This window comes from Mesorhizobium sp. B2-6-1, assembly GCF_006440475.1.
Classification (GTDB): domain Bacteria; phylum Pseudomonadota; class Alphaproteobacteria; order Rhizobiales; family Rhizobiaceae; genus Mesorhizobium.
This window is the reverse complement of record NZ_VFUH01000006.1, coordinates 68,039-88,795: the sequence shown is the minus strand read 5'-3', so window position 1 is coordinate 88,795 and position 20,757 is coordinate 68,039. Positions and strand designations below refer to the sequence as shown.

At 64.0% G+C, this 20,757-nt stretch carries 21 protein-coding genes, 1 tRNA gene and 1 riboswitch; of the genes, 15 read left to right on the top strand and 7 right to left on the bottom strand.

Features of this window, described 5'->3' with window-relative positions; all coding sequences use genetic code 11:
* Positions 1–230 precede the first annotated feature (230 nt).
* From proS to FJ443_RS14595, 4 genes are all read left to right on the top strand, one after another.
* Positions 231–1,559, top strand: coding sequence for a proline--tRNA ligase (gene proS / locus FJ443_RS14610; RefSeq protein ID WP_140664608.1), 1,329 nt, complete (start codon positions 231–233; stop codon positions 1,557–1,559).
* Entirely contained in the window at positions 1,556–2,842 is a 1,287-nt protein-coding gene (locus FJ443_RS14605) for a lipoprotein-releasing ABC transporter permease subunit (RefSeq protein ID WP_140516404.1), read from the top strand. The genes proS and FJ443_RS14605 overlap by 4 nt, the downstream gene beginning before the upstream one ends.
* A complete protein-coding gene (locus FJ443_RS14600; RefSeq protein WP_181165304.1) occupies positions 2,839–3,522 on the top strand; it encodes an ABC transporter ATP-binding protein in 684 nt (227 codons plus the stop codon). Before FJ443_RS14605 ends, FJ443_RS14600 begins: the two co-directional genes overlap by 4 nt.
* A gap of 718 nt (positions 3,523–4,240) precedes the next feature.
* Entirely contained in the window at positions 4,241–5,488 is a 1,248-nt protein-coding gene (locus tag FJ443_RS14595) for a site-2 protease family protein (protein ID WP_140516403.1), read from the top strand.
* A 16-nt stretch (positions 5,489–5,504) separates the two neighbouring features.
* Here the strand turns inward: FJ443_RS14595 and lipB are convergent, their stop codons facing one another.
* Positions 5,505–6,248 carry a lipoyl(octanoyl) transferase LipB gene (gene lipB, locus FJ443_RS14590; RefSeq protein WP_140516401.1) on the bottom strand — a complete coding sequence of 248 codons (744 nt, stop codon included), beginning with the start codon at positions 6,246–6,248 and terminating at the stop codon, positions 5,505–5,507.
* A 180-nt stretch (positions 6,249–6,428) separates the two neighbouring features.
* Between lipB and FJ443_RS14585 the strand changes: the two genes are divergently transcribed.
* The 3 genes from FJ443_RS14585 to FJ443_RS14575 all read left to right on the top strand — a co-directional run bounded on the left by FJ443_RS14585 (position 6,429) and on the right by FJ443_RS14575 (position 8,639).
* Positions 6,429–6,513: transfer RNA gene (locus FJ443_RS14585), tRNA-Leu, on the top strand.
* Positions 6,514–6,708: 195 nt separating this feature from the next.
* Positions 6,709–8,127, top strand: coding sequence for a magnesium transporter (gene mgtE / locus FJ443_RS14580; RefSeq protein ID WP_140495597.1), 1,419 nt, complete (start codon positions 6,709–6,711; stop codon positions 8,125–8,127).
* A gap of 125 nt (positions 8,128–8,252) precedes the next feature.
* On the top strand, positions 8,253–8,639 hold the full coding sequence (locus FJ443_RS14575) for a MerR family DNA-binding transcriptional regulator (RefSeq protein WP_006203215.1): 387 nt from the start codon (positions 8,253–8,255) through the stop codon (positions 8,637–8,639).
* Between the two features lie 172 nt (positions 8,640–8,811).
* Here FJ443_RS14575 and FJ443_RS14570 read toward each other — a convergent pair whose 3' ends face one another.
* Positions 8,812–9,288, bottom strand: coding sequence for an isoprenylcysteine carboxylmethyltransferase family protein (locus FJ443_RS14570; protein ID WP_140664606.1), 477 nt, complete (start codon positions 9,286–9,288; stop codon positions 8,812–8,814).
* Positions 9,285–10,289 (bottom strand): DUF1624 domain-containing protein, encoded by a 1,005-nt coding sequence (locus tag FJ443_RS14565; RefSeq protein WP_140664603.1) that lies wholly within the window; start codon positions 10,287–10,289, stop codon positions 9,285–9,287. Before FJ443_RS14565 ends, FJ443_RS14570 begins: the two co-directional genes overlap by 4 nt.
* A gap of 231 nt (positions 10,290–10,520) precedes the next feature.
* On the opposite strand from FJ443_RS14565, the gene FJ443_RS14560 reads away from it, so the two are divergent.
* Complete coding sequence (locus FJ443_RS14560) at positions 10,521–11,720, top strand: MFS transporter (protein ID WP_140495600.1); 1,200 nt, start codon at positions 10,521–10,523, stop codon at positions 11,718–11,720.
* 3 nt (positions 11,721–11,723) lie between these two features.
* Here the strand turns inward: FJ443_RS14560 and FJ443_RS14555 are convergent, their stop codons facing one another.
* Positions 11,724–12,893, bottom strand: coding sequence for an aromatic ring-hydroxylating dioxygenase subunit alpha (locus FJ443_RS14555; protein ID WP_140579844.1), 1,170 nt, complete (start codon positions 12,891–12,893; stop codon positions 11,724–11,726).
* Between the two features lie 140 nt (positions 12,894–13,033).
* Positions 13,034–13,230: riboswitch (cobalamin riboswitch) on the top strand.
* 35 nt (positions 13,231–13,265) lie between these two features.
* On the opposite strand from FJ443_RS14555, the gene FJ443_RS14550 reads away from it, so the two are divergent.
* The 4 genes from FJ443_RS14550 to cobO are packed head-to-tail and all read left to right on the top strand — an operon-like array spanning position 13,266 to position 15,382.
* Positions 13,266–13,445 (top strand): CbtB domain-containing protein, encoded by a 180-nt coding sequence (locus FJ443_RS14550; protein ID WP_140495602.1) that lies wholly within the window; start codon positions 13,266–13,268, stop codon positions 13,443–13,445.
* Between the two features lie 15 nt (positions 13,446–13,460).
* A complete protein-coding gene (locus tag FJ443_RS14545) occupies positions 13,461–14,258 on the top strand; it encodes a CbtA family protein (protein WP_140555010.1) in 798 nt (265 codons plus the stop codon).
* Positions 14,251–14,766 carry a bifunctional adenosylcobinamide kinase/adenosylcobinamide-phosphate guanylyltransferase gene (gene cobU, locus FJ443_RS14540; protein ID WP_140521135.1) on the top strand — a complete coding sequence of 172 codons (516 nt, stop codon included), beginning with the start codon at positions 14,251–14,253 and terminating at the stop codon, positions 14,764–14,766. Before FJ443_RS14545 ends, cobU begins: the two co-directional genes overlap by 8 nt.
* Before the next feature lies 1 nt (position 14,767).
* On the top strand, positions 14,768–15,382 hold the full coding sequence (gene cobO / locus FJ443_RS14535; RefSeq protein ID WP_140495605.1) for a cob(I)yrinic acid a,c-diamide adenosyltransferase: 615 nt from the start codon (positions 14,768–14,770) through the stop codon (positions 15,380–15,382).
* Between the two features lie 331 nt (positions 15,383–15,713).
* On the opposite strand, the gene cbiB is transcribed toward cobO, so the two are convergent.
* Positions 15,714–16,682 carry an adenosylcobinamide-phosphate synthase CbiB gene (gene cbiB / locus FJ443_RS14530; RefSeq protein WP_140623225.1) on the bottom strand — a complete coding sequence of 323 codons (969 nt, stop codon included), beginning with the start codon at positions 16,680–16,682 and terminating at the stop codon, positions 15,714–15,716.
* Here cbiB and cobD point away from each other — a divergent pair.
* On the top strand, positions 16,681–17,727 hold the full coding sequence (gene cobD / locus FJ443_RS14525) for a threonine-phosphate decarboxylase CobD (protein WP_140664600.1): 1,047 nt from the start codon (positions 16,681–16,683) through the stop codon (positions 17,725–17,727). The two genes, cbiB and cobD, sit on opposite strands and share 2 nt — an antisense overlap.
* Complete coding sequence (locus FJ443_RS14520) at positions 17,724–18,233, top strand: tyrosine phosphatase family protein (protein ID WP_140664597.1); 510 nt, start codon at positions 17,724–17,726, stop codon at positions 18,231–18,233. The genes cobD and FJ443_RS14520 overlap by 4 nt, the downstream gene beginning before the upstream one ends.
* A 3-nt stretch (positions 18,234–18,236) precedes the next feature.
* Here FJ443_RS14520 and FJ443_RS14515 read toward each other — a convergent pair whose 3' ends face one another.
* Positions 18,237–19,040: a creatininase family protein gene (locus FJ443_RS14515; protein ID WP_140495609.1), complete on the bottom strand. Its 804-nt coding sequence runs from the start codon at positions 19,038–19,040 to the stop codon at positions 18,237–18,239.
* Positions 19,041–19,094: 54 nt separating this feature from the next.
* Positions 19,095–19,478: a RidA family protein gene (locus FJ443_RS14510; protein WP_140555017.1), complete on the bottom strand. Its 384-nt coding sequence runs from the start codon at positions 19,476–19,478 to the stop codon at positions 19,095–19,097.
* A gap of 269 nt (positions 19,479–19,747) precedes the next feature.
* Between FJ443_RS14510 and FJ443_RS14505 the strand changes: the two genes are divergently transcribed.
* Complete coding sequence (locus FJ443_RS14505) at positions 19,748–20,752, top strand: ABC transporter substrate-binding protein (RefSeq protein WP_140664595.1); 1,005 nt, start codon at positions 19,748–19,750, stop codon at positions 20,750–20,752.
* Positions 20,753–20,757 lie beyond the last annotated feature (5 nt).

Sequence of the window (20,757 nt, the reverse complement as noted above, 5' to 3'; positions counted from 1 at the left end):
CGGGCGTTTTATGCAACCGTGGCTCCTTCGATCGTCCAGCATTCGCGGCGTGCGCGAGGGGTGCTCAAAACGTTTTCATTCCGCGCGCCACGCCGTTCGAAAGGTGAATTTCCGATTTCCGGGTCGATGCGTCCGGGTTCCCATTGCGCCATGAAATGGCTATGAAGCCGGGGCAAGCAAGCCTGCGTCGCACCGATTCTGGCGCGGCCTCCTCATTCACGGACCAGTCCATGCGTTTGTCGCGCTATTTCCTGCCCATCCTCAAAGAGAATCCGCGCGAGGCGGAGATCGTCTCGCATCGGCTGATGCTGCGCGCCGGCATGATCCGCCAGCAGGGGCAGGGCAGTTTTTCCTGGCTGCCGCTGGGCAAACGGGTCCTGGACAAGGTCTGCCAGATCATCCGCGAGGAACAGAACCGCGCCGGCGCGCTGGAAATCCTGATGCCGACCATCCAGTCGGCCGACCTTTGGCGCGAAAGCGGCCGCTATAACGACTACGGCAAGGAGATGTTGCGCATCAAGGACCGCCAGGACCGCGACATGCTTTACGGCCCGACCAACGAGGAAATGGTCACCGAGATCTTCCGCGCCTATGTAAAGTCCTACAAGGACTTGCCGCTCAACCTCTACCACATCCAGTGGAAGTTCCGCGACGAGGTGCGGCCGCGCTTCGGCGTCATGCGCAGCCGGGAATTCCTGATGAAGGATGCCTACTCCTTCGATCTCGACTTCGAAGGCGCGAGAGCCGCCTACAACAGGATGTTCGTGTCCTATCTCCGGACCTTCACCCGCATGGGCCTACAGGCGATCCCGATGCGGGCCGACACCGGTCCGATCGGCGGCGATCTCAGCCATGAATTCATCATCCTGGCCGACACCGGCGAAAGCCAGGTGTTCTGCCATCGCGATTATCTGTCGCTCGGCGTGCCCGGAGCCAACACCGATTTCTCCAACGACGCCGAGATATCAGGCATCGTCAAGACCTGGACGACGCCTTACGCCGCCACCGACGAAATGCATGACGAAGCGGCCTGGGCTGAGGTTCCCGACAGCGACAAGGTTTCGGCGCGCGGCATCGAAGTCGGCCATATCTTCCATTTCGGCGAGAAATACTCCAAGCCGATGGGCGCCAAGGTGACCGGGCCCGACGGCAAGGATCATTTCGCTTCCGGCGGTTCCTACGGCATCGGCCCGTCGCGGCTGGTTGCGGCGATCATCGAAGCCAGCCATGACGAGAACGGCATCATCTGGCCGGAAGCGGTGGCGCCGTTCGACATCGGCCTGATCAACATGAAAGCCGGCGATGCCGATTGCGACCGTGTCTGCGATGAACTCAACGCAGCTTTCACTGCCGCCGGCAAGGATGTGCTCTATGACGACACCGACCAGCGGCCGGGCGGCAAGTTCGCCACCGCCGACCTGATCGGCCTGCCCTGGCAGGTGATCGTCGGACCGCGCGGCGTGGCCGCCGGCGAGGTCGAGATCAAGCACCGCAAGACCGGCGAGCGCGTGACGCTGCCGATCGCCGATGCGAAAAAACGCTTCGGTGCCGCTGCATGAGCGAGGCGGCGGCAGCGAGACCGGCAGGCGCCGGACCGTTTTCCATCTTCGAACGCACGGTGGCGTGGCGCTATCTGCGCTCGCGACGCAAGGAGACGGTGATCTCGGTCATCGCCTCGATCTCCTTCCTCGGCATCATGCTTGGGGTGGCGACGCTGATCGTGGTGATGGCCGTCATGAACGGGTTCAGGGCCGAGCTGCTCACCCGCATTCTCGGCGTAAACGGCCATCTGATCGTGCAGCCGCTGGATTCGCCGCTTGAGGACTATGCGCAGGTCGCCGGCCGCATCAACGGCGTGGCCGGCGTGAAATACGCCATTCCGCTGATCGATGGCCAGGTGCTGGCGCAAGGCAATGTCGGCGGCGGCTCCGGCGCGCTGGTACGCGGCATCAGGGGCGAGGACCTTGGTAAGATCGCCATCGTCGCCAGCAATATCAAGCAAGGCTCGATCGCCGATTTCGACACGGGCGAGGGTGTCGCCATCGGCAAGCGGATGGCGGAGAATCTCGGCCTGGCGCTCGGCGACACGATCACGCTGATCTCGCCGGACGGCGACGTGACGCCGCTCGGCACGACGCCGCGCATGAAGGGCTACAAGATCGCGGCGATCTTCGAAGTCGGCATGTCGGAATATGACGCCTCCATCGTCTACATGCCGTTCTCGGAAGCGCAGCTTTATTTCAACATGGACGGACGGGCGCAGACGATCGAGATCTATGTCGACAATCCCGATGATGTCGACGCGCTGAAGCCGAAGGTGGAAGAAGCGGCGCAGCGACCCATCGACCTCGTCGACTGGCGGCAACGCAACGAGACCTTCTTTTCCGCCCTGCAGGTGGAGCGCAACGTCATGTTCATGATCCTGACGCTGATCGTGCTGGTGGCGGCGCTCAACATCATCTCCGGGTTGGTCATGCTGGTGAAGGACAAGGGGCACGACATCGCCATCCTGCGCACCATGGGCGCCTCGCGCGGCGCCATCCTGCGCATATTCCTGATGACGGGCGCGGCGATCGGCGTCACCGGCACCATCGCCGGCGTGCTGCTCGGCGTGATCATCTGCCTCAACATCGAATCGATCCGCGAGTTCTTCTCCTGGATGACCGGCAAGGTGCTGTTCAATCCGGAGCTCTATTTCCTCAGCCAGTTGCCGGCGAAGATGGATCCGCGCGAGACGACCTATGTCGTCATCATGGCGCTCGGCCTGTCCTTCCTGGCGACGTTGTTTCCGGCATGGCGGGCGGCCCGCCTCGATCCGGTCGAAGCGCTGAGGTACGAATGATGGCGCAGGCCATTATCGAGTTGAAGAGCGTCGAGCGGCACTATGTCCAGGGGCCGCGCAAGCTCACCATTCTGAACGGTGCGGACTTCTCGCTGAAGCGCGGCGAGATGGTGGCGCTGGTGGCGCCGTCCGGCACCGGCAAATCGACGCTGCTGCATACGGCAGGGCTCTTGGAACGGCCCGACGCCGGCGACGTGATTCTCTCCGGCCGGGCCTGCGGCCGGCTATCCGATGACGAGCGCACCTCGATCCGCCGCAACGATGTCGGCTTCGTCTACCAGTTCCACCATCTGCTGCCGGAGTTTTCGGCGCTGGAAAACATCATGATGCCGCAGCTCATCAAAGGTCTGCCGCGCAAGGAGGCGGCCGAGCGCGCGGCGCAGCTGCTCGACTACATGCAGATCGGCAAGCGTGCATCGCACCGGCCGTCCGAACTGTCGGGCGGCGAGCAGCAGCGCGTGGCAATCGCGCGTGCGGTCGCCAATGCGCCGCTGGTGCTGCTGGCGGACGAGCCGACCGGCAATCTCGACCCGGTCACTGCTTCCTATGTGTTCGAGGCGCTGGAGGCATTGGTGCGGCAATCGGGCCTCGCGGCGCTGATCGCCACCCACAATCACCAGCTGGCAGCGCGCATGGACCGGCGCGTCACCCTGGCCGAGGGCAAGGTGGTGCCGCTGTAGAACTCTGATGTCCGCTGCGAGATTGGGTCCAACCTTAACAACGTCCAGCGAGATTTCCGCGGGTTTAGTTTCCCGTCGGGGATACTGATCCCTCCGGGATCAGAACCGCCAATGAGCCTTCAGTGCGATCAGGGTGGAAGAGATCGCGATCATCACCAGGATGAGCAGCCAGGTTACAAAGCTGCGCGAGAGGCGCCACCGGTGGCCTTGCCTCATGCGCTTTCGCCAGCGATCAGCTTGATTGGCGCCTTGGTGTTGCCTCACGTCCATCACTCGGCAGTCTTAGCTTACCCACTATTGTCTCGACTGACGTTGAGTGCAAGCAGGCGCTCATCCCATACGCTAACTGACGATAGCGTCGCCGACATCTTCCTGACCTGTTGATAGGTCCCGCGCCGTCAACCTTTTCTTAACCCTGCCGGTTTGATCGCTCGAAAATTCCGGCAGCGGACGGATTCCGCTCGTTGACTTTGAAACAAAATTAGAACAAATTGCGAACATATCAACAACAGGAGAGAGTTATGACCGATCTGGTTCAGGATGTCATCTCGCTGGTTTGCATGAGCACCTTCCTCATTTCCATGGCGATCTGGATCGGAGCCATGTGAGGTGACAGTGTCTGCCGTCGCTGTTCCGGCGGACGAAAGTCCGCTTTGCCGTTAAGCCTTTCTTGCCGCCCATGGCGCTAGGGTGTCGCTCCTGAAAGCAGGAGCGCCGCGTGTCGCCCATCGTCGCCGCCTTCCTCGTGGCCAGCAATCTAGGGCTGATTTTTCTCCTGATGAGCGTGCCGCTTGGTTTGCGCACAATCAGGCTCAGCCGCACGGTCGCGGCCGACCGGCAGCGTCTGTGGCAGGCGCTGTGGCCGCTCGGGAGCAATGCCGGCTGGTCCGGCGAAATCCTCTCGGCGGAGATGCTGGGCGAGGGAGTGGTCCGCACCAGAATGTCCTGGGAGGGCCGGGACGGCCTGCCGATCGAACGCAAGGCCCTGCTCGAGAATGTCGTGCATGGCAGGTGCTTTTCGATGCGCGTCATCGAGGACACGGCGCTCGATCCGTCTTTCTGGGCGCATTATCGGGAAACCGCGCAGTTGGTCTCGATTGGCGAGGCCACCCGGGTTACGCTCACCCAGACCGACCGTTACCGCGGCGTGGCCTTCCTGGCGTTCCGCTATTTCGCCATGCGCCGCGAACTCGCCAAGCTGGATGGCTGGGCCAGGACAGGGCGGTATCGCAAGGGCGGCTGGTTCGAACATCCGCTGAGTCAGCTCGGCTTCGCCGCTCTCTCGGCATTCATCCTGTGGCCGTTCTTCGGGCTTCACCGCGGCGGGCTTGCTCTGGCCGCGATCCTGACTTCCGTTGTCGCCCTGCACGAGCTCGGCCACATGGCGGCATTCCGCCTGATGGGCCACCGCAGGGCGCGCATGATCTTCATCCCGCTGCTCGGCGGCCTCGCCATTGGCGGCCGGCCCTATGACAGCCGTTTCGAAGTTGCGTTCGTGGCGCTGATGGGCGCCGGGTTCTCTGCTTTCCTGGTGCCGTTGGCGATGATGGGCAGCACGTTTGCAAGCGCGGAAGGGCACTGGCTTGCCGCGACATTGCTGGCGACACTGGCGGGCTGTGCTGCCCTGTTCAACATCGCCAATCTGGTGCCGGTGTGGAAATTCGATGGCGGCCAGGTGCTGCGCCAGATCTGCCCGGGGCCGGTCGCGCTGGCGCTGGCCTCCTTCTTCCTGCTCTCGGCGTTCCTGGCGCTTGGCTGGCGGGCCGGCTTTTCCATCGGCTTTCTGCTCGCGGCCGGCGCGGTCTTTGCAATCCTCAGCCTTCTGACAGCGGGCAGCGGGGTGAGGCCGCGCCACGAACTGAAGCCGATCCGCACGGCCGACCGTTTCGTCATCGCCGGCGCGCTGCTGGCGGTGTTCGTCATCCACGGTTATGGAGTGCTCTGGGCGTCGGCACGGCTGATCTGAGCTGTCCGGGAAGCGTTCAGCCGGCCTCGCGGGCTGTTTCCAAGGGCAAGGCCGTAGCCGGGCCGAAGACATCCTCGAACGCTGATTTCAGCGCCAGATCGAGATCGGCCATCGTCACCGGCAGCCCGAGATCGACAAGGCTGGTGACGCCGTGGTCCTGCACGCCGCACGGCACGATACCACTGAAATGGCCGAGGTCCGGCTCGACATTGATGGCGATGCCGTGAAAACTCACCCAGCGCCTGAGCCGAATACCTATTGCCGCGATCTTGTCCTCCGCGGCAGAGCCGTCCGGCAGGGCAGGGCGATCGGGCCGCACCACCCAGACGCCGACGCGATCCTCACGGCGCTCGCCATTGACGTTGAAGGCGGCGAGCGTGCCGATGATCCACTGTTCGAGGGCGGCGACGAAGGCGCGCACATCCTCGCGGCGGCGTTTCAGGTCGAGCATGACGTAGGCGACGCGCTGGCCCGGCCCATGATAGGTGTATTCGCCGCCGCGGCCGGCCGAAAACACCGGGAACCGGTTGGCGTCGATCAGGTCCTCGCTGCGCGCACTCGTGCCGGCGGTATAGAGCGGCGGATGCTCGACCAGCCAGACCATCTCGCCGGCGGCCCCGCTGCGGATCGCTTCGGCGCGCGCCTCCATGAAGGCAAGCGCCTCGGGGTAGGCGGTGAGGCCGGGCTCGATCGCCCATTCGACGGGCGCCGAACCGGGCAAAGGCAGGAACGACGTGGCGATCTGGCTGCGTTCTGGCATGGGATGTCTCTTGTTGTACTCCATATGGCGATATCGGGCCGAAACGTCCAGTTCGCGGTGCATTTTGGCGCTTTGATCCGTTATGGCAATTCCCAGCGATTAAATGCTCGGGGCGCACTTGTTTCGCCGGAAACGATTTGCTACACGCCGCGAGCCGGTCGGTTCCGGCTCCTACCACGTGCGGTCGTGGCGGAATTGGTAGACGCGCAGCGTTGAGGTCGCTGTGGGGCAACCCGTGGAAGTTCGAGTCTTCTCGACCGCACCATTCTCTCTCCCCAGAATCTGATTTGTAGCGGCACCTCCAGCCCTACGGACACCGCGCATTTCGTTTGATATTCCCGCGCGTTACGCCAGTTTCTTTTTGAGCGTCGGATTTTCCCGAAACCGGTTTCCACTTTCGGGTCCGATGTTCTAGACCTGAGATGCACCTTTTCCAGGATTGCAATGGCGGGAGGCGCTGGTGGAAGGCCAGGACGAACGGACGACCGGCGCTGGGGTCGCTGACGAACACCGCGCCGACATCTACGGTGAGGACGGCGCTGTCCTTTCGTCCTTTCTCGCCCAGATCGGCGCGGCGATCGCCGACCGCGATACGCTCACGCTCAAGCGTGAGGTCGACGACCTGCACCAGTCGGAAATGGGCGACCTGATCGAGGCGCTGCATCCCGACCAGCGGCGCGCCCTTGTCGAGCTTTTGGGGGCCGACTTCGATTTTTCCGCGCTGACCGAGGTCGACGAGGCGATCCGCATGGACATCGTCGACAATCTTCCCAACGCGCAGATTGCCCAGGCGGTGCAGGAACTCGATTCCGACGACGCGGTCTACATCCTCGAGGATCTCGAACCGGAGGACCAGGACGAGATCCTGTCGCAGCTGCCGTTTACCGAGCGCATCAGGCTACGTCGCTCGCTCGACTACCCCGAGGAGACCGCCGGGCGGCGCATGCAGACGGAGTTCGTCGCGGTGCCGCCGTTCTGGACGGTCGGCCAGACCATCGACTACATGCGCGAGGACAAGAACCTTCCCGACCGCTTCAGCCAGATCTTCGTCATCGACCCGAGCTTCAAGCTGCTTGGCGCCATAGACCTCGACCAGATCCTGCGCACCAAGCGCTCGGTCAAGGTCGAGGAGGTCATGCATGAGACGCGGCACGCCATTCCGGCCACGATGGACCAGGAAGAGGCCGCGCGGGAGTTCGAGCAATATGACCTTCTGTCCGCCGCCGTCGTCGACGAGAACGAGCGGCTGGTCGGCGTGCTGACCATCGACGACGTCGTCGACGTCATCCAGCAGGAAGCCGAGGAAGATCTCCTGCGCATGGGCGGCGTCGGCGACGAAGAGCTTTCCGACAGCATCTTTTCGACCTCGCGTTCGCGTGTGCCATGGCTGCTTGTCAATCTCCTGACCGCCTTCCTTGCGGCATCGGTGATCGGCCTGTTCGACCACACGATCGAGCGCATTGTGGCGCTCGCCGTGCTGATGCCGATCGTGGCCGGGATGGGCGGCAATGCCGGTTCGCAGACCATGACCGTCACCGTGCGGGCGCTGGCGACAAGGGATCTCGACATCTACAATGCCGGCCGCATCATTCGCCGCGAGATAGGCGTGGGCTTCATCAACGGCATCGTTTTCGCCATATTGATCGGCATCGTAGCCGCCGTCTGGTTCCGCGATGCCAATCTGGGCGGCATCATCGCCGCGGCCATGATCATCAACATGTTCGTTGCGGCCCTTGCCGGCATCCTGATCCCGCTGCTGCTCGACCGCTTCAAGGTCGATCCCGCGGTCGCTTCGGCGGTCTTTGTCACCACGGTCACCGACGTCGTTGGTTTCTTCGCTTTTCTGGGCCTTGCCACGTGGTGGTTCGGCGTCCATTGATCCGGCTCAATTGACTTTTACGTAAATGCCGTGCGAGGCTCGGCGACAGGCAGACTGCGGCCGATTCCGGCAGGTCTGCCGCGGACGGAGAGCAGCAGTCGCCAATCTCCGGCTATGGGGCGAGAATGCGGGAATATTATTCGATCACCGAGCTGACGCGCGAATTCGACGTCTCGACGCGGACGCTGCGGTTCTACGAGGACGAGGGACTGGTGCAGCCGGTGCGGCGGGGCCGCACGCGGCTGTTTCGTCCATCCGACCGACACTTGATCCGGCAGATCATGCGCGGAAAACGGCTCGGCTTCTCGATCAACGAGATCCGCGAAATCATCCAGATGTACAAGGAACCGCCCGGCGAGGTCGGCCAGCTCAAGCTGATGATCAAGCGCATCGAGGAAAAGCGCGAGGATCTGAGGCAAAAGCGCCGCGACCTCGAGGAGACATTGGCCGAACTCGACCAGGCCGAGGAATCCTGCGTCGAGCGGCTGGTGGAGCTCGGGGTTAATACGTAGCGGACCGCGTTTGAGCGGCCATGGCAAACATTCGAGATTAGCCGAGCCCTCCGAACTTCATCCTAGGGTCTGCGCTGCGTCGCTGCGCTCCTTGCTTCGCCCAGGATGACGACGGAATGGACGTTTCGGCTAATGGCCGAAGTGCGATTCACGGCGGAAACCATGGCGCGGATCAAATCCAGCGCCGCACTCTTTTGGCATAGTCGCGGTATTTTTTGCCGAACTTTGCCGACAGCATCTTTTCTTCCTTTTCCACCGCGACCTTCTGCGTGACGAAGGCGGCGACGAAGGCGAGCGGCAGGAACCAGACGATCCCGGAGATGAAGGCGACGCCAATCAACAGCAGCGTGTTGGCGAGGTACATCGGATTGCGGGTGACGCCGAAAGGACCCGTGGTGACGAGATGGTCTGGGACGGCGTTGGGGTTGAGCGTGGTCTTGGCCCGCGTCATGGTGCGGATGGCGGTGAACCAGAGTGCGGCGACGCCGAACAGCGCCACCCAGCCGGCCGCGTAGAGGAGGTCGCCCAGGAGGTCGCCGATCCAGGGCAGGGGAAAGAGCAGGCCGAGCGCGATACTGATGGCGATGGCGGCGATGTAGATCAGCGGCGGCCACGGTATCAGCCCAGGTTTGGGCGGGGTCTCGGTCATTCGACACCTTCCTCCGTCATCTTGCTGTCGGTCTGGGCCGTGCAGGTGCCGGCGAGATCCGCCAGATGCGCTCTCCATTCGGCGGTCTGGTCGTTCTTGTAGAGCCGATCAAGCGTTGCCTCGCCCTCCAGCGTGTCCAGCATGCACCCACAATAGCTCGAACAGAACTTGCTGTCGCGCTGCTGCTCGCACGAGATCTGGCAGGTCTTGAGAAAGTTCACCTGCGGGGTTTCGACCTTGGCCGGCATTACTTGCGAGAACAACCAGACACTGCCGATCAGCAGCGGCTGGTGAATCAGGTAGAAGGCCAGGCTGTGCCGGCCGATGAAGCCCAGCGGGTTGGACCAGCGCCCGGGTGCCACATCTGCCAGGCGCGCCACGGCGCCGAAGCCGGAGGCAAGCTTGGTCGCTCCGAGGCCCACAAGCACCGCACCGAACCACGGGAACAGCGGGACATAGTCGTTGGAGTGTGGGTTGACCGCGGAAAGGCCGACCCACCACAGCCAGGGGTGATCGAACGATTCCAGCCGAAAATAGAAGGGAATGGCGATGACCGCCGCGGCGATCGGCAGTGTGAGCAGCGCCGGCAGGCGCAGGAATGCCAGCCCGAGCAGGCTCGCCAGCGCGATCTGGTGCAGGATGCCGAAGAAGATCCACCCGTCCGGCGTGGCGATACGGGTGGCGACCGAAATGGCGATCGCCGCTCCGGCGACCATGGCGAAGCGTCTCCAGAAGCCGTTCCAGCGGATCTCTTTGCCATGGGCGAGATACAGGCTGACGCCGACCAGGAACAGGAAGGTCGAGGCGATGCAGCGAGCATAGAACTTCCACCAGCCGAAGGCGGTCAGGCCGGGATCGGTGTAGCCGAAGAATTCCAGGTCCCAGGTGAAATGGTAGCTCGCCATGGCGATCAGCGCGATGCCGCGCAGCATGTCGACGGCGACGATGCGCTTGGTCTTCGGCAACTCCGCGGCGGGCATGGTCGGCGTCTGGATGCTCATGGTCTCGCGATCTGATTCAGCCCCGCACGAGGACTATCACGGTTACGCCGGACAAAAGAAGGCCGTGAGCTTCGATACGGACGATCAGCCGGCGCTGCATCAGGCACCCCTTTAGGCCAGCACCGGAAAGCCTTTGACCGGCTTCGTTTTAACCGGGGCACGTCGGTTTCCTGTTACCGGTCGCGAAATGATGGCCGCAGATTTGGCTGGTGATTCTGCTTTGGGGAAGCAATGTCCACGCATGTGCGCCATCCGATCTGGCTACCGGCCCTCAAGGCCGCGGATGCCCGCACCTTCGCCTCGCTCTACGCGGTCGAATCCTTCGCTCGCGCCACGGTGTCGAGCGTCATCCCGATCCAGGCCTACGAGATCCTCCACAACGAGCAGATCGTCTCGATCCTCTACACCATAGTGGCGATGCTCGGCCTGTCCGTGACCTTGTTCATGCCGATGCTGATCCAGCGTTTCGCGCGGCGCTGGGTCTACACGGCGGGCGCCTGCCTGCTGGCGATCGGCTCGCTGTTCTTCGTCACGCATACGCTCGCCGGGCAATTGGCCGGCATGCTGTGCCGTGTCATGGGCGCCAGCGCGCTGTCGATCACGCTCAACCTCTACATCATGGACCACATCCGCAAGACCGATTTCATGCAGGCCGAATCGCTGCGCATGGCGTGGTCGATGTTTGCCTGGACGGGTGGGCCGACGCTCGGCATCTTTCTCTACACACGCTTCGGCATCTATGCCGCGCATGGCGCGGTCGCCGTATTCGCCTTGGCCCTGCTGGCGTTGTTCTGGACCTACCGGCTCGGCGACAATCCCTCGATCCGGCCGGGCAAGACGCGCCCGGTCAACCCGCTAGCCAATATCGGCCGCTTCGTCGCGCAGCCGAGGCTGAGGCTGGCCTGGCTGATCGCCTTCGGCCGCTCCTGCTTCTGGACGACATTTTTCGTCTATGGCCCGCTGTTCATGGTCATCACCGGTGAGGGCGAACTTGCCGGCGGCATTCTGGTTTCGGCAGGCAACGCGCTTTTGTTCATGGCGATTTTCTGGGGCAAGGCCGGCAAGCGCTTCGGCGGCCGCAGGACCATGACTTTTGCCTATTTCGCCATGTCGGTGGTGCTGCTGGCGGCGGGTGCCGTCGGCGAAAGCGCGCCGCTCGTCACCGGCGCCTTCCTGCTGTGCGGCGCCTTCTTCACCATCGCGCTCGACGCGCTGGGCTCGACCGCCTTCATGCGCTCGGTCCGCTCTTATGAGCGGGCGCAGATGGCTGCGGTCTACCGCACTTATCTCGACTTTTCCGAACTGACGCCGCCGCTGGTCTACTCGGTGGTGCTGGCCTTTTTCGGACTGGGCTCGGTTTTCGTCACGCTCGGCCTGCTTGCGGCGGTCTGCGGTTATGTCACCTGGCGGTATCTGCCGAAGTCGCTGTGAAGCTTACGGCGCAAGCGCAGCATGTCGTTCGCGTACCCAATCGTGGAAGCGGTGGAGGTCGTACTCCTCCGGCATCAGCACGCCGGCCTTATGGCGCATGGAGCGCAGCCCTTTCTGGTTGACCTCGCAGATCGCGGCATCCTCCTCCAGCACCTGGGTGCCGAATCCGACGATGTTGTCGATATCGGTCGCGGCGAGCGCCTCGGGCGCGAACAGCCATTCGGCGGTCAATTCGGTCTGCTCTGGTCCGAGCGGCGCCAGCCGCACGGTTCTGACATAGTCGACATGACCGACGATGAACATCGAAGGCAGGCTGGTGACGTAGGTCTGGCCGGCGGCGTGCTCAGCCGGTGTCAGGCCGGCGAAGACCGGCCCGTGCGTCCGCCCATCGCGCGACCATGTTTCGGCCCCGGCGCGCAGCCCGCCGGAAAACTCCGGCGCGTCGTTGTCAGCGTGGAGGGTCCATTCGGGATCGTCGTGGCGGCTCATCAGGCCGCGGCCATAGATCGGCACCAGCCGCGACAGGTCCTTGTGGACGCCAGGACAATGAAGGCACTCGTTGAAGTTCTCCCAAAAGACCTTCCAATTGCAGTTCATCACCTTGCGCAGCGCATGGCCGGTGACCAGCGCCTCCAGCGGCCAACTGCCAAGATTGCCGGAGGCGGGGTCGAAGGAGGCCTGCGCCGAGCCGGCCGCATCCTTTTGCAGGTTGATGAACACGAAGCCGCGCCACACCGAAAGTGCGACGCCATAAAGCGGATGATCGGCCTTGTCGAAGCCGTCCGGCAGCGATTTCGACGGCACGCGCACGAGGTCGCCGCGAAGCGAATAGGACCAGGCGTGGTAAGGGCAGGTGATCAGTCGCGCCTTCAGTCGGCCCTCGCTCACCTGGCAGAGCTGCGAGCCGCGATGCCGGCAAGTGTTGTGGAAAGCGCGCAACTCGCCGGTTTCGTCGCGCAGCAAGACGATCTCCTGTGTGCCGACGCGGAAGGTGCGGAAATCCAGGGGGTGGGCCAGCTCGGCCTCGCGGCAGACGAGCAGCCAGCTCCGATACCAGATGGCGTCGAGATCCTGTTGATAGGCGCCTGCATCCCAATAGGCCGCCGACGGCAACGTCGCTTCCGCCCGGGTCAAACCATTGTGGGATGCGGGGTTGCTCGAGCTGGGCTGCATGGCTGGCTTCCTGTGATGCGCGCAAGCCGACACCTGGCCGGCAAGATTGTCAATTGGGGCATCGGCGGTTCCAGGACAGCACGGCGTATTCGCGATGGTTGCTGGCGGAATTTGGTTTGCCGCGAGCGCCGATTCTGCCTATAGTCCAGTCTGTCGTCGGTTCCGTTTGGAACCAAGAGGGAATGCGGTGCGGGCTGACCTGTCGCCCAAAGCCGTCGCTGCCCCCGCAACTGTGTGCGGTAGTCCTCTCCATATGCCACTGAAGATTTTCTTCGGGAAGGTGGGGAAGGGCGCTGATCCGCGAGCCAGGAGACCTGCCGGCGACAGGAAACTGACTTCGATGCCCTCGGGTGGAGGGTGAAAGGACAAGACATGAATACCGCTTCCGTCTCCCTCGGCGCCTCCATCTCCTCGCAGTCGCGCCTCCTGCAGCTCGCGCTCGCGGCGCTGCTCGGCGTTTTCGTCGTAGGCTTTGTCGGTTTCTCGCATATCGACGCGGTCCACAATGCCGCGCACGACTATCGCCACTCGATGGCGTTTCCCTGCCACTGATAGGGATTTGACATCATGAACCTGTTTCGCAACGTCGTGTTCATCGCGGCGATCGCAGGGCTCGTGGCAGGTGTCGTTCTCGCCTGCATGCAGGCCTATGCCACCGTGCCGTTGATCCTGAAGGCGGAAGTCTACGAACAGGCCGGCGGCGGCCACCACCACGACCATACCGCACCGGCCCCGACCGACAACAACGCCATGAACTCTGCCGCCCCGGCGGGCAATGCCATGAGCTCCGCCGCGCCGGCAGCCGCTGAAGCTGTTCCGGCTGAAGAGGAAGGCTGGGCGCCGGCCGACGGCTTCGAGCGCTTCGCCTTCAGCGTGCTTGCCAACATCGTCACCGGCATCGGCTTCGCGCTGGTCCTGGTCGCGGTTTCGGAATTCGCCGGCGGCATCGGCAACTGGCGCCAGGGCGTGTTCTGGGGACTGGCCGGCTTTGCCGTGTTCACGCTGGCGCCGGGCCTCGGCCTGCCGCCGGAACTGCCGGCCATGCCTGCCGCCGAGCTTCTGCCACGCCAGATCTGGTGGACGGCGACGGTGGCGGCGACGGCGATCGGCCTTGCCCTGATCGCCTTCCGCAAATCACTGCCGCTGGCGATTCTGGGCGTGGTGTTGATCGTCGCGCCGCATATTGTCGGCGCGCCGCAGCCGGACAGTTTCGAGACGCCGATTCCGGAAGGCCTGCACCATCAGTTCGTGGTGGCGGTAACCGTAACCAACCTGGTGTTCTGGCTCGTGCTCGGCGCTGTCGTCGGCGTGGTGCGCGGACGCTTCACCGGCAGCGCGACGAGCCTGCGCGACAGCTTTGCCTGATCGCGGAAGACTGACCTTCATCATCGGCGGTGCGCGCTCCGGCAAGAGCGCGCACGCCGAAACGCTGATGACGGCCTTGCCTTCGCCATGGACCTACATCGCCACGGCGCAAGCCTATGACGACGAGATGCGGCAGCGCATCGCGTTGCACCGGTCGCGGCGCGGCGAGGGCTGGACGACCATCGATGCACCGCTTGGCCTTGTCGGTGCACTCGAGGCCCTACCGGAGGACCAGCCGGTCCTTGTCGACTGCCTGACGCTCTGGCTGACCAATCACATGCTGGCCGATCATGATGTAGAGGCCGAATGTCGGCGGCTGGCTGACATGCTGTCGCGGCCGCGCGGACCCTGGTTCGTGGTATCCAACGAGGTCGGGCAAGGCATCGTGCCCGACAATGCGCTGGGGCGCCGGTTCCGCGACGCCGCCGGCCGGCTCAACCAGCAGGTCGCGGCGATTGCCGAGACCGTGCTTTTGATGGTGGCGGGGCTGCCGCTCAAGGTGAAGTGACATGACCGACATCGACGAAAAGGACGAAGAGCGCCACCGCGCCAAGATGGCCAAGCGCAAGGCGGTCCAAGACGCCGAGGTGGCGAGCAAGACGGTCGAAAAGGGGCTGCTGATCGTCAACACCGGCCCGGGCAAAGGCAAGACCACGGCTGCCTTTGGCCTGGCGCTGCGGATGCTCGGCTACGGCAAGCGCGTCGGCGTCGTCCAGTTCATCAAGGGCAAATGGCATACGGGTGAGAAGGAGGCCTTCGCCGCCTTCGGCGACCGCGTCGTCTGGCACGCGATGGGCGAGGGGTTCACCTGGGAGACACAGGATCTGAAGCGCGACATCGCGGCGGCCGAGGCCGCCTGGGCCAAGGCGCTGGAGCTGATGGCCGATCCGTCGATCAGTCTCGTCGTGCTCGACGAACTCAACATCGCGCTGCGCTACGAGTATCTCGATCTGGACAAGGTGGTTGCCGCGCTGAAAGCGCGCCGCGAGGGCCTGCATGTCGTCGTCACCGGTCGCAACGCCAAGCCGGCGCTGGTCGAGGCGGCCGACCTGGTGACCGAGATGGGGCTGACCAAACACCATTTCGCGGCGGGCGTGAAGGCGCAGCAGGGGGTGGAGTTTTGAGAGCTGTTGTCCCCTTTTGTGGATGAGCATTCAAGTCTGGTCGCCAAACGCTTCCAGCAGGGCTCACTTCCTTTCCCTCCGGAGGGAGGAAAGGTGGCGCTGCGAAGCAGCGACGGATTGGGGGAAGGCGGTGATCGAACGCGCGGTCCGCAGACAGGCAGGCGCAACCCGGCGGGTGCGAGAACCGCGACTGCCGAGCTCGTCGACCCCCACTCCGTCTCGGCTTCGCCGAGCCACCTCTCCCCCGATCGACGGGGGAGAGGAAAGGCGCGAACCTGTTGCAGCCCGGCTCCCTTCCTCCCCTTCGGGAGAGAACTCACGGGGGGTGAGATCATGCCAGAATGACGATCGCCGAAACCACGCCGAACAGCGCGATCAACAGGCAGTCGGCGACACGATAAAGTTTCAGCGCCCGCCTTATGTCGATGCTGTCGGCTTCGCGCCGGCCGCCTTCGCCCATGAACGCGTCGTCGACCGTTACGCCGCCATAGCTGCGCGGCCCGGCGAGGGCCAGGCCGAGCCCGCCCGCCATCGCCGCCTCCGGCCAGCCGGCATTGGGCGAGCGGTGCTTTTTCGCGTCGCGCCGCACCGCCTGCCATGCGGCTTTCGCGTCGGCGCCTTTCACCAGGAAAGCCGCCAACGTGATGAGCAACGCCGTCAGCCGCGACGCCGGCAGGTTGATCCAATCGTCGAAGCGTGCGGCTGCCCTGCCGAACGTTTCGTGGCGCGGCGTGCGATGGCCGATCATCGAATCGGCGGTGTTGGCGGCCTTGTAGGCGGCGCCGCCGGCGAGGCCGCCGACGCCCGTCCAGAAGGCGGGGGCAACGATGCCGTCGGAAAAATTCTCGGCCAGGCTCTCGATCGCCGCGCGGCAGACGCCGGCCCTGTCGAGGGTTTCGGGATCGCGGCCGACGATGCGCGAGACGGCGGCGCGGCCCATGTCGAGGCCGCCCGAGTCGAGCGCATCGGCGACGGCCTCGACATGCTCATAAAGGCTCCGCTGCGACAGGAACGATGTTGCCAGAAGGGCGGTGATGAACAGTCCCAGGGGAATGAACCAGAGCAGGATCTGCACGCACAGGCCAATTAGCGCCGGCACCAGCACGATGACCAGAAGCGCCTGGACACCACGTTGGCGACGCAGTGCGTCGGGATCAGTGGCGCGGTTGAGCCTGCGATCGAGAAAGGATATCAGCCAGCCAAACCACGTCACGGGATGGCCGATGGCGCGAAACAGCCAGTCGGGGTAGCCCAGCGCGGATTCGATGGCCAATGACAGGAAAGCGATCAGGACTGACATGAAGCTTCTTGAAGGAGCGGTGGACCATGGTGGAAGTCTCGGCCGGGCAAGGGCGCTTTTCCCCAACGCCCCCCAGCCTTTCGTCGACCTCTCGACCGGAATCAATCCGCACTCCTACCCGCTTTTCGAGCTGCCCGCCACCTCGCTGTCGCGATTGCCGGAAGCGGGGCGGGCGCGTGAGCTGACGGCGATCGCAGCCAGTAGCTATGGTGCGCCCTCGCCAGCCAATGTCGTCGCTGCGCCCGGTACGCAGATCCTGCTGCCGCGCGTGGCATCGCTGGTCGCGCCGGGCAGGGCGCTCGTTCTAGGGCCGACCTATGCCGAACATGCCCGCGCGGCGGCGATCGCGGGGCACGAGGTGACCGAAGTCAGCGATTTCGCTGATCTGGCGAATGCCGACCTTGCCGTCGTGGTCAACCCGAACAACCCGGATGGGCGCATCGTCGAGCGCGACCGGCTGCTGGCGCTGGCCGCCGGTTTGCGCGCCAAGGGCGGGCTGCTGGTCGTCGACGAGGCGTTCATGGATGTCGGCCCGCGCGAACACAGCCTTGCCGGCGATGTCGGCCAGGGCGGCATCGTCGTGCTGCGTTCTTTCGGCAAGTTTTTTGGGCTGGCCGGCCTGCGGCTTGGATTCGCGCTTGCCGATGCGCCGACGGCCCAACGGCTGGAAACGCAATTCGGACCTTGGGCCGTCGCCGGCCCGGCGCTGGAATATGGCATTCGCGCACTTGCCGATATCGGCTGGCAGGACGCGATGCGCGCGTCGCTGGCGGAGGCATCGGCTCGGCTCGACGGGCTGTTCGGTCGTTTCGGCGTGCCTGCCGCGGGCGGCACCACATTGTTCCGCTATCTCAGGCTGTCGGATGCCGCCGGCTTGTTTTCTGTGCTTGGGGAACGCGGCATCCTGCTTCGCCATTTCACCGACCGCCCGCATGTCCTGCGGGCCGGCCTGCCGGGGAACGGGGAGGAGTGGCTGCGGCTTGAATCCGCGCTTGCCGAATGGGCGGCCCGGCGCGAGGATCGAGCGGAAGGTATCAAACCATGATCCATGTCTGCTCGCTGGCAAAGGTCGAGGAAACGGTGGCGAGGACCGGCGCCGAGCGGCTGCTGTCGCTGTTGGCCGCCGGCACCGATGTGCTCCGCCCGGCCTCGATCATGAGGGAAAACCATCTGCACCTGGTCATGCACGACATCGCGGCGGCGCAGGATGGCATGACCATGCCGGGCGAGGAGCATGTGCGCAATCTGCTCGATTTCGCGCGCCGCTGGGACCGCGCAAGGCCGATGGTCGTGCATTGCTATGCCGGCATCAGCCGCTCGACAGCCTCCGCCTATATCATCGCTGCCGCGCTGGCGCCGAAACGCGACGAGGCCGAGCTGGCCCGGACGTTGCGGAGGTTGTCGCCTTCGGCGACGCCCAATCCGCGGCTGATCGCGGTGGCCGACGCGCTGCTTGGTCGAGGCGGCCGCATGATCGCGGCAATCGAAGCGATCGGGCGCGGCGCCGATGCCTTTGAAGGCACACCGTTCGAACTGAGGATCGACGGCTAGAGGCTACTTCAGCCAATCGGCGAGCTTCGCCTTGCGTACGTCCCTAAGCAGGCTGACGAAACCATCAGCCTGATGTTCCGCTGTCAGCCGACCTTTTTCAGCCGTGGCAATGCTGGCGTCGCCGACCACGCCGTTCGGGTTGAGATCGCTGGCGATCCAGGCGAAGGCGTGGGTGCCGGTGTGCCGCAGCAGCGCGAATTCCTTCTCGGCCTTGGCGACATTGGACACGAAATTGTCGGCCCTGGCCATGTCGACGAGATCCGGCCGGAAATGCAGCATCAGCGAGGTCTCGACGTCGCCGCCATGGATGCCGTGGCGGTCCTCGAGTTCGGTGTACATGCCGGCCGGGCGGCCGAAGCGTTGCCAACTGGTCTTCACCGCCAGCATCTTTTCGCGCACCCGCAATTCGCGCGTGACGATGCCCATGATCTCCTCGTTGCCGCCATGCGAGTTGACGACGACCAGCTTGCGCACGCCTGCCCGCGCAATCGACACGCCAAGCTCGGTCCAGGCGTCCGCCAGCGTCGTTGCCGGCAAAGTAAGCGTGCCCGGCGCGTGAAGATGCTCGTTCGATTTGCCCACCGCCTGGACCGGAAGGATGCGGATGTCGAGATCGTCGGGCAGGCGGGCGATCACCGTGTCGAGCATGCCGTTCATGATCGAGGTGTCGGTCGAGACAGGCAGATGCGGTCCATGCTGCTCGATCGCCGCCACCGGCAGTACGGCGATCGTCGCTTCGGGATCGATCGAGGCATATTCGGTGGTCCGATAGTCACCCCACCACACGCGTCTTTTTGCTACGGTCATGTCATGCCTCTTCGATGAACGGTGAGACCTACCGCGAGATAGGCGGTGTGTCGATCACCCGGCCGCGATGGCCTCGACCTCGACCTTGAATTCAGGCCGGGCAAATCCGCTGACGATCATCAGCGTCGAGGCCGGCGCTGGGTTCGAAAACAGCCGGTCGCGGACATCCATATAGGGTCGCAGATGCGCGCGGTCGGTGACATAGGCGTTGATGCGAACGATATTGCCGAGCCCCAGCCCCGCCTCGCCGAGGATCGCGGCGATGTTCTTGAAGCAGAGCTCGGCCTGGGCGCCAGCGTCTTCGGGGATCTGGTCGTCCGCCGTGATCGCGACCTGGCCGGAGCACAACACCAGCCGCTTGCCCGGGGGCACTTCGACGCCGTGACTGTAGCGAGCAAAAGGCGGCTTGATCGACTTCGGGGTGAGGAACTTGAACATGGCAATCTCCTGGATACCGCCAGCCTAAGACTGGATTCATCACAGCTTCAAGATGGCGGTGCATGTCGCCGGTGCGATTGTGGACAGGCGTTTAAAAAATAGGCACGATGCCTCCGGTGCAGCACGACCTTTCCGGCGTTCGCAGATGGCTGTGGTGCAGGCGGGCGGGTCCCGGCGCGAGACGCCGGTGGCATGTGTCTTGCTTCTTGAATCTCTGGTGTCGAGCCTGGCGCGTGGCGCGCCGGAGCAAACAAAGGGTGGTGGTGTCGATGTACGGAAAACTGAAGATGTCGGTAGCGGCGTTGGCCGTGCTTGCAGCGAGCACGCTTGGTGCCGCGGCAAATGAAAAAGTCACCTTCGGCACCAACTGGCTGGCCGAGCCGGAACATGGCGGCTACTACCAGGCCGTGGCCGACGGCACCTATGCCGCCTGCGGCCTCGACGTCACCATCATGCAGGGTGGCCCGCAGGTCAGCGGCCGGCCGATGCTCCTGGCCGGCAAGATCGATTTCTACATGGGCGGCAACCTGCTGTCGGCCTTCGACGCCGTCCAGCAAGGCATTCCGATGCGCGTGGTGGCGGCGGACTTCCAGAAGGATCCGCAGGTCATCATGTCCCATCCCGGCGAGGGGCTGGACAAATGGGAGGACCTGAAGAACGCCGAGCAGTACATTCTGGGCGACGAGGGCGCGCAGACCTTCTTCCAGTGGATGATCATCGAGCTCGGCTTCGACGCGGCCAAGCGCATGCCCTACACCTACAACACTGCTCCCTTCCTCGCCAACAAGAAGTCGATCCAGCAAGGCTATGTCACCTCCGAGCCGTTCGCGGTCAAAAAGGAAGGCGGCTTCGTGCCCAACCAGTTCCTGCTCGCCGACTATGGCTGGGACACCTATTCGACGACGATCGAGGTGATGCAGGACACGATCGACAAGAAGCCGGAGGTGGTCCAGTGCTTCGTCGATGGCTCGGCCAAGGGCTGGTACAAATATCTCTACGGCGACAACAAGGCCGCCAACGACATGATCAAGAAAGACAATCCTGACATGACGGATGAGCAGATCGCTTTCTCGATCGAGCAGATGAAGAAGTTCGGCCTAGCCGATTCCGGCGACACCGAGAAGCTCGGCATCGGCGCCATGAACGAGGCGCGGATCAAGAGTTTTTACGACAAGATGGTCAAGGCCAAGGTCACGCCCGCCGGCATCGACATCACGAAAGCCTACACGCTGGCCTTCGTCAACAAGGGCGTCGGGCTCGAGCTGAAGAAATAGGCCGT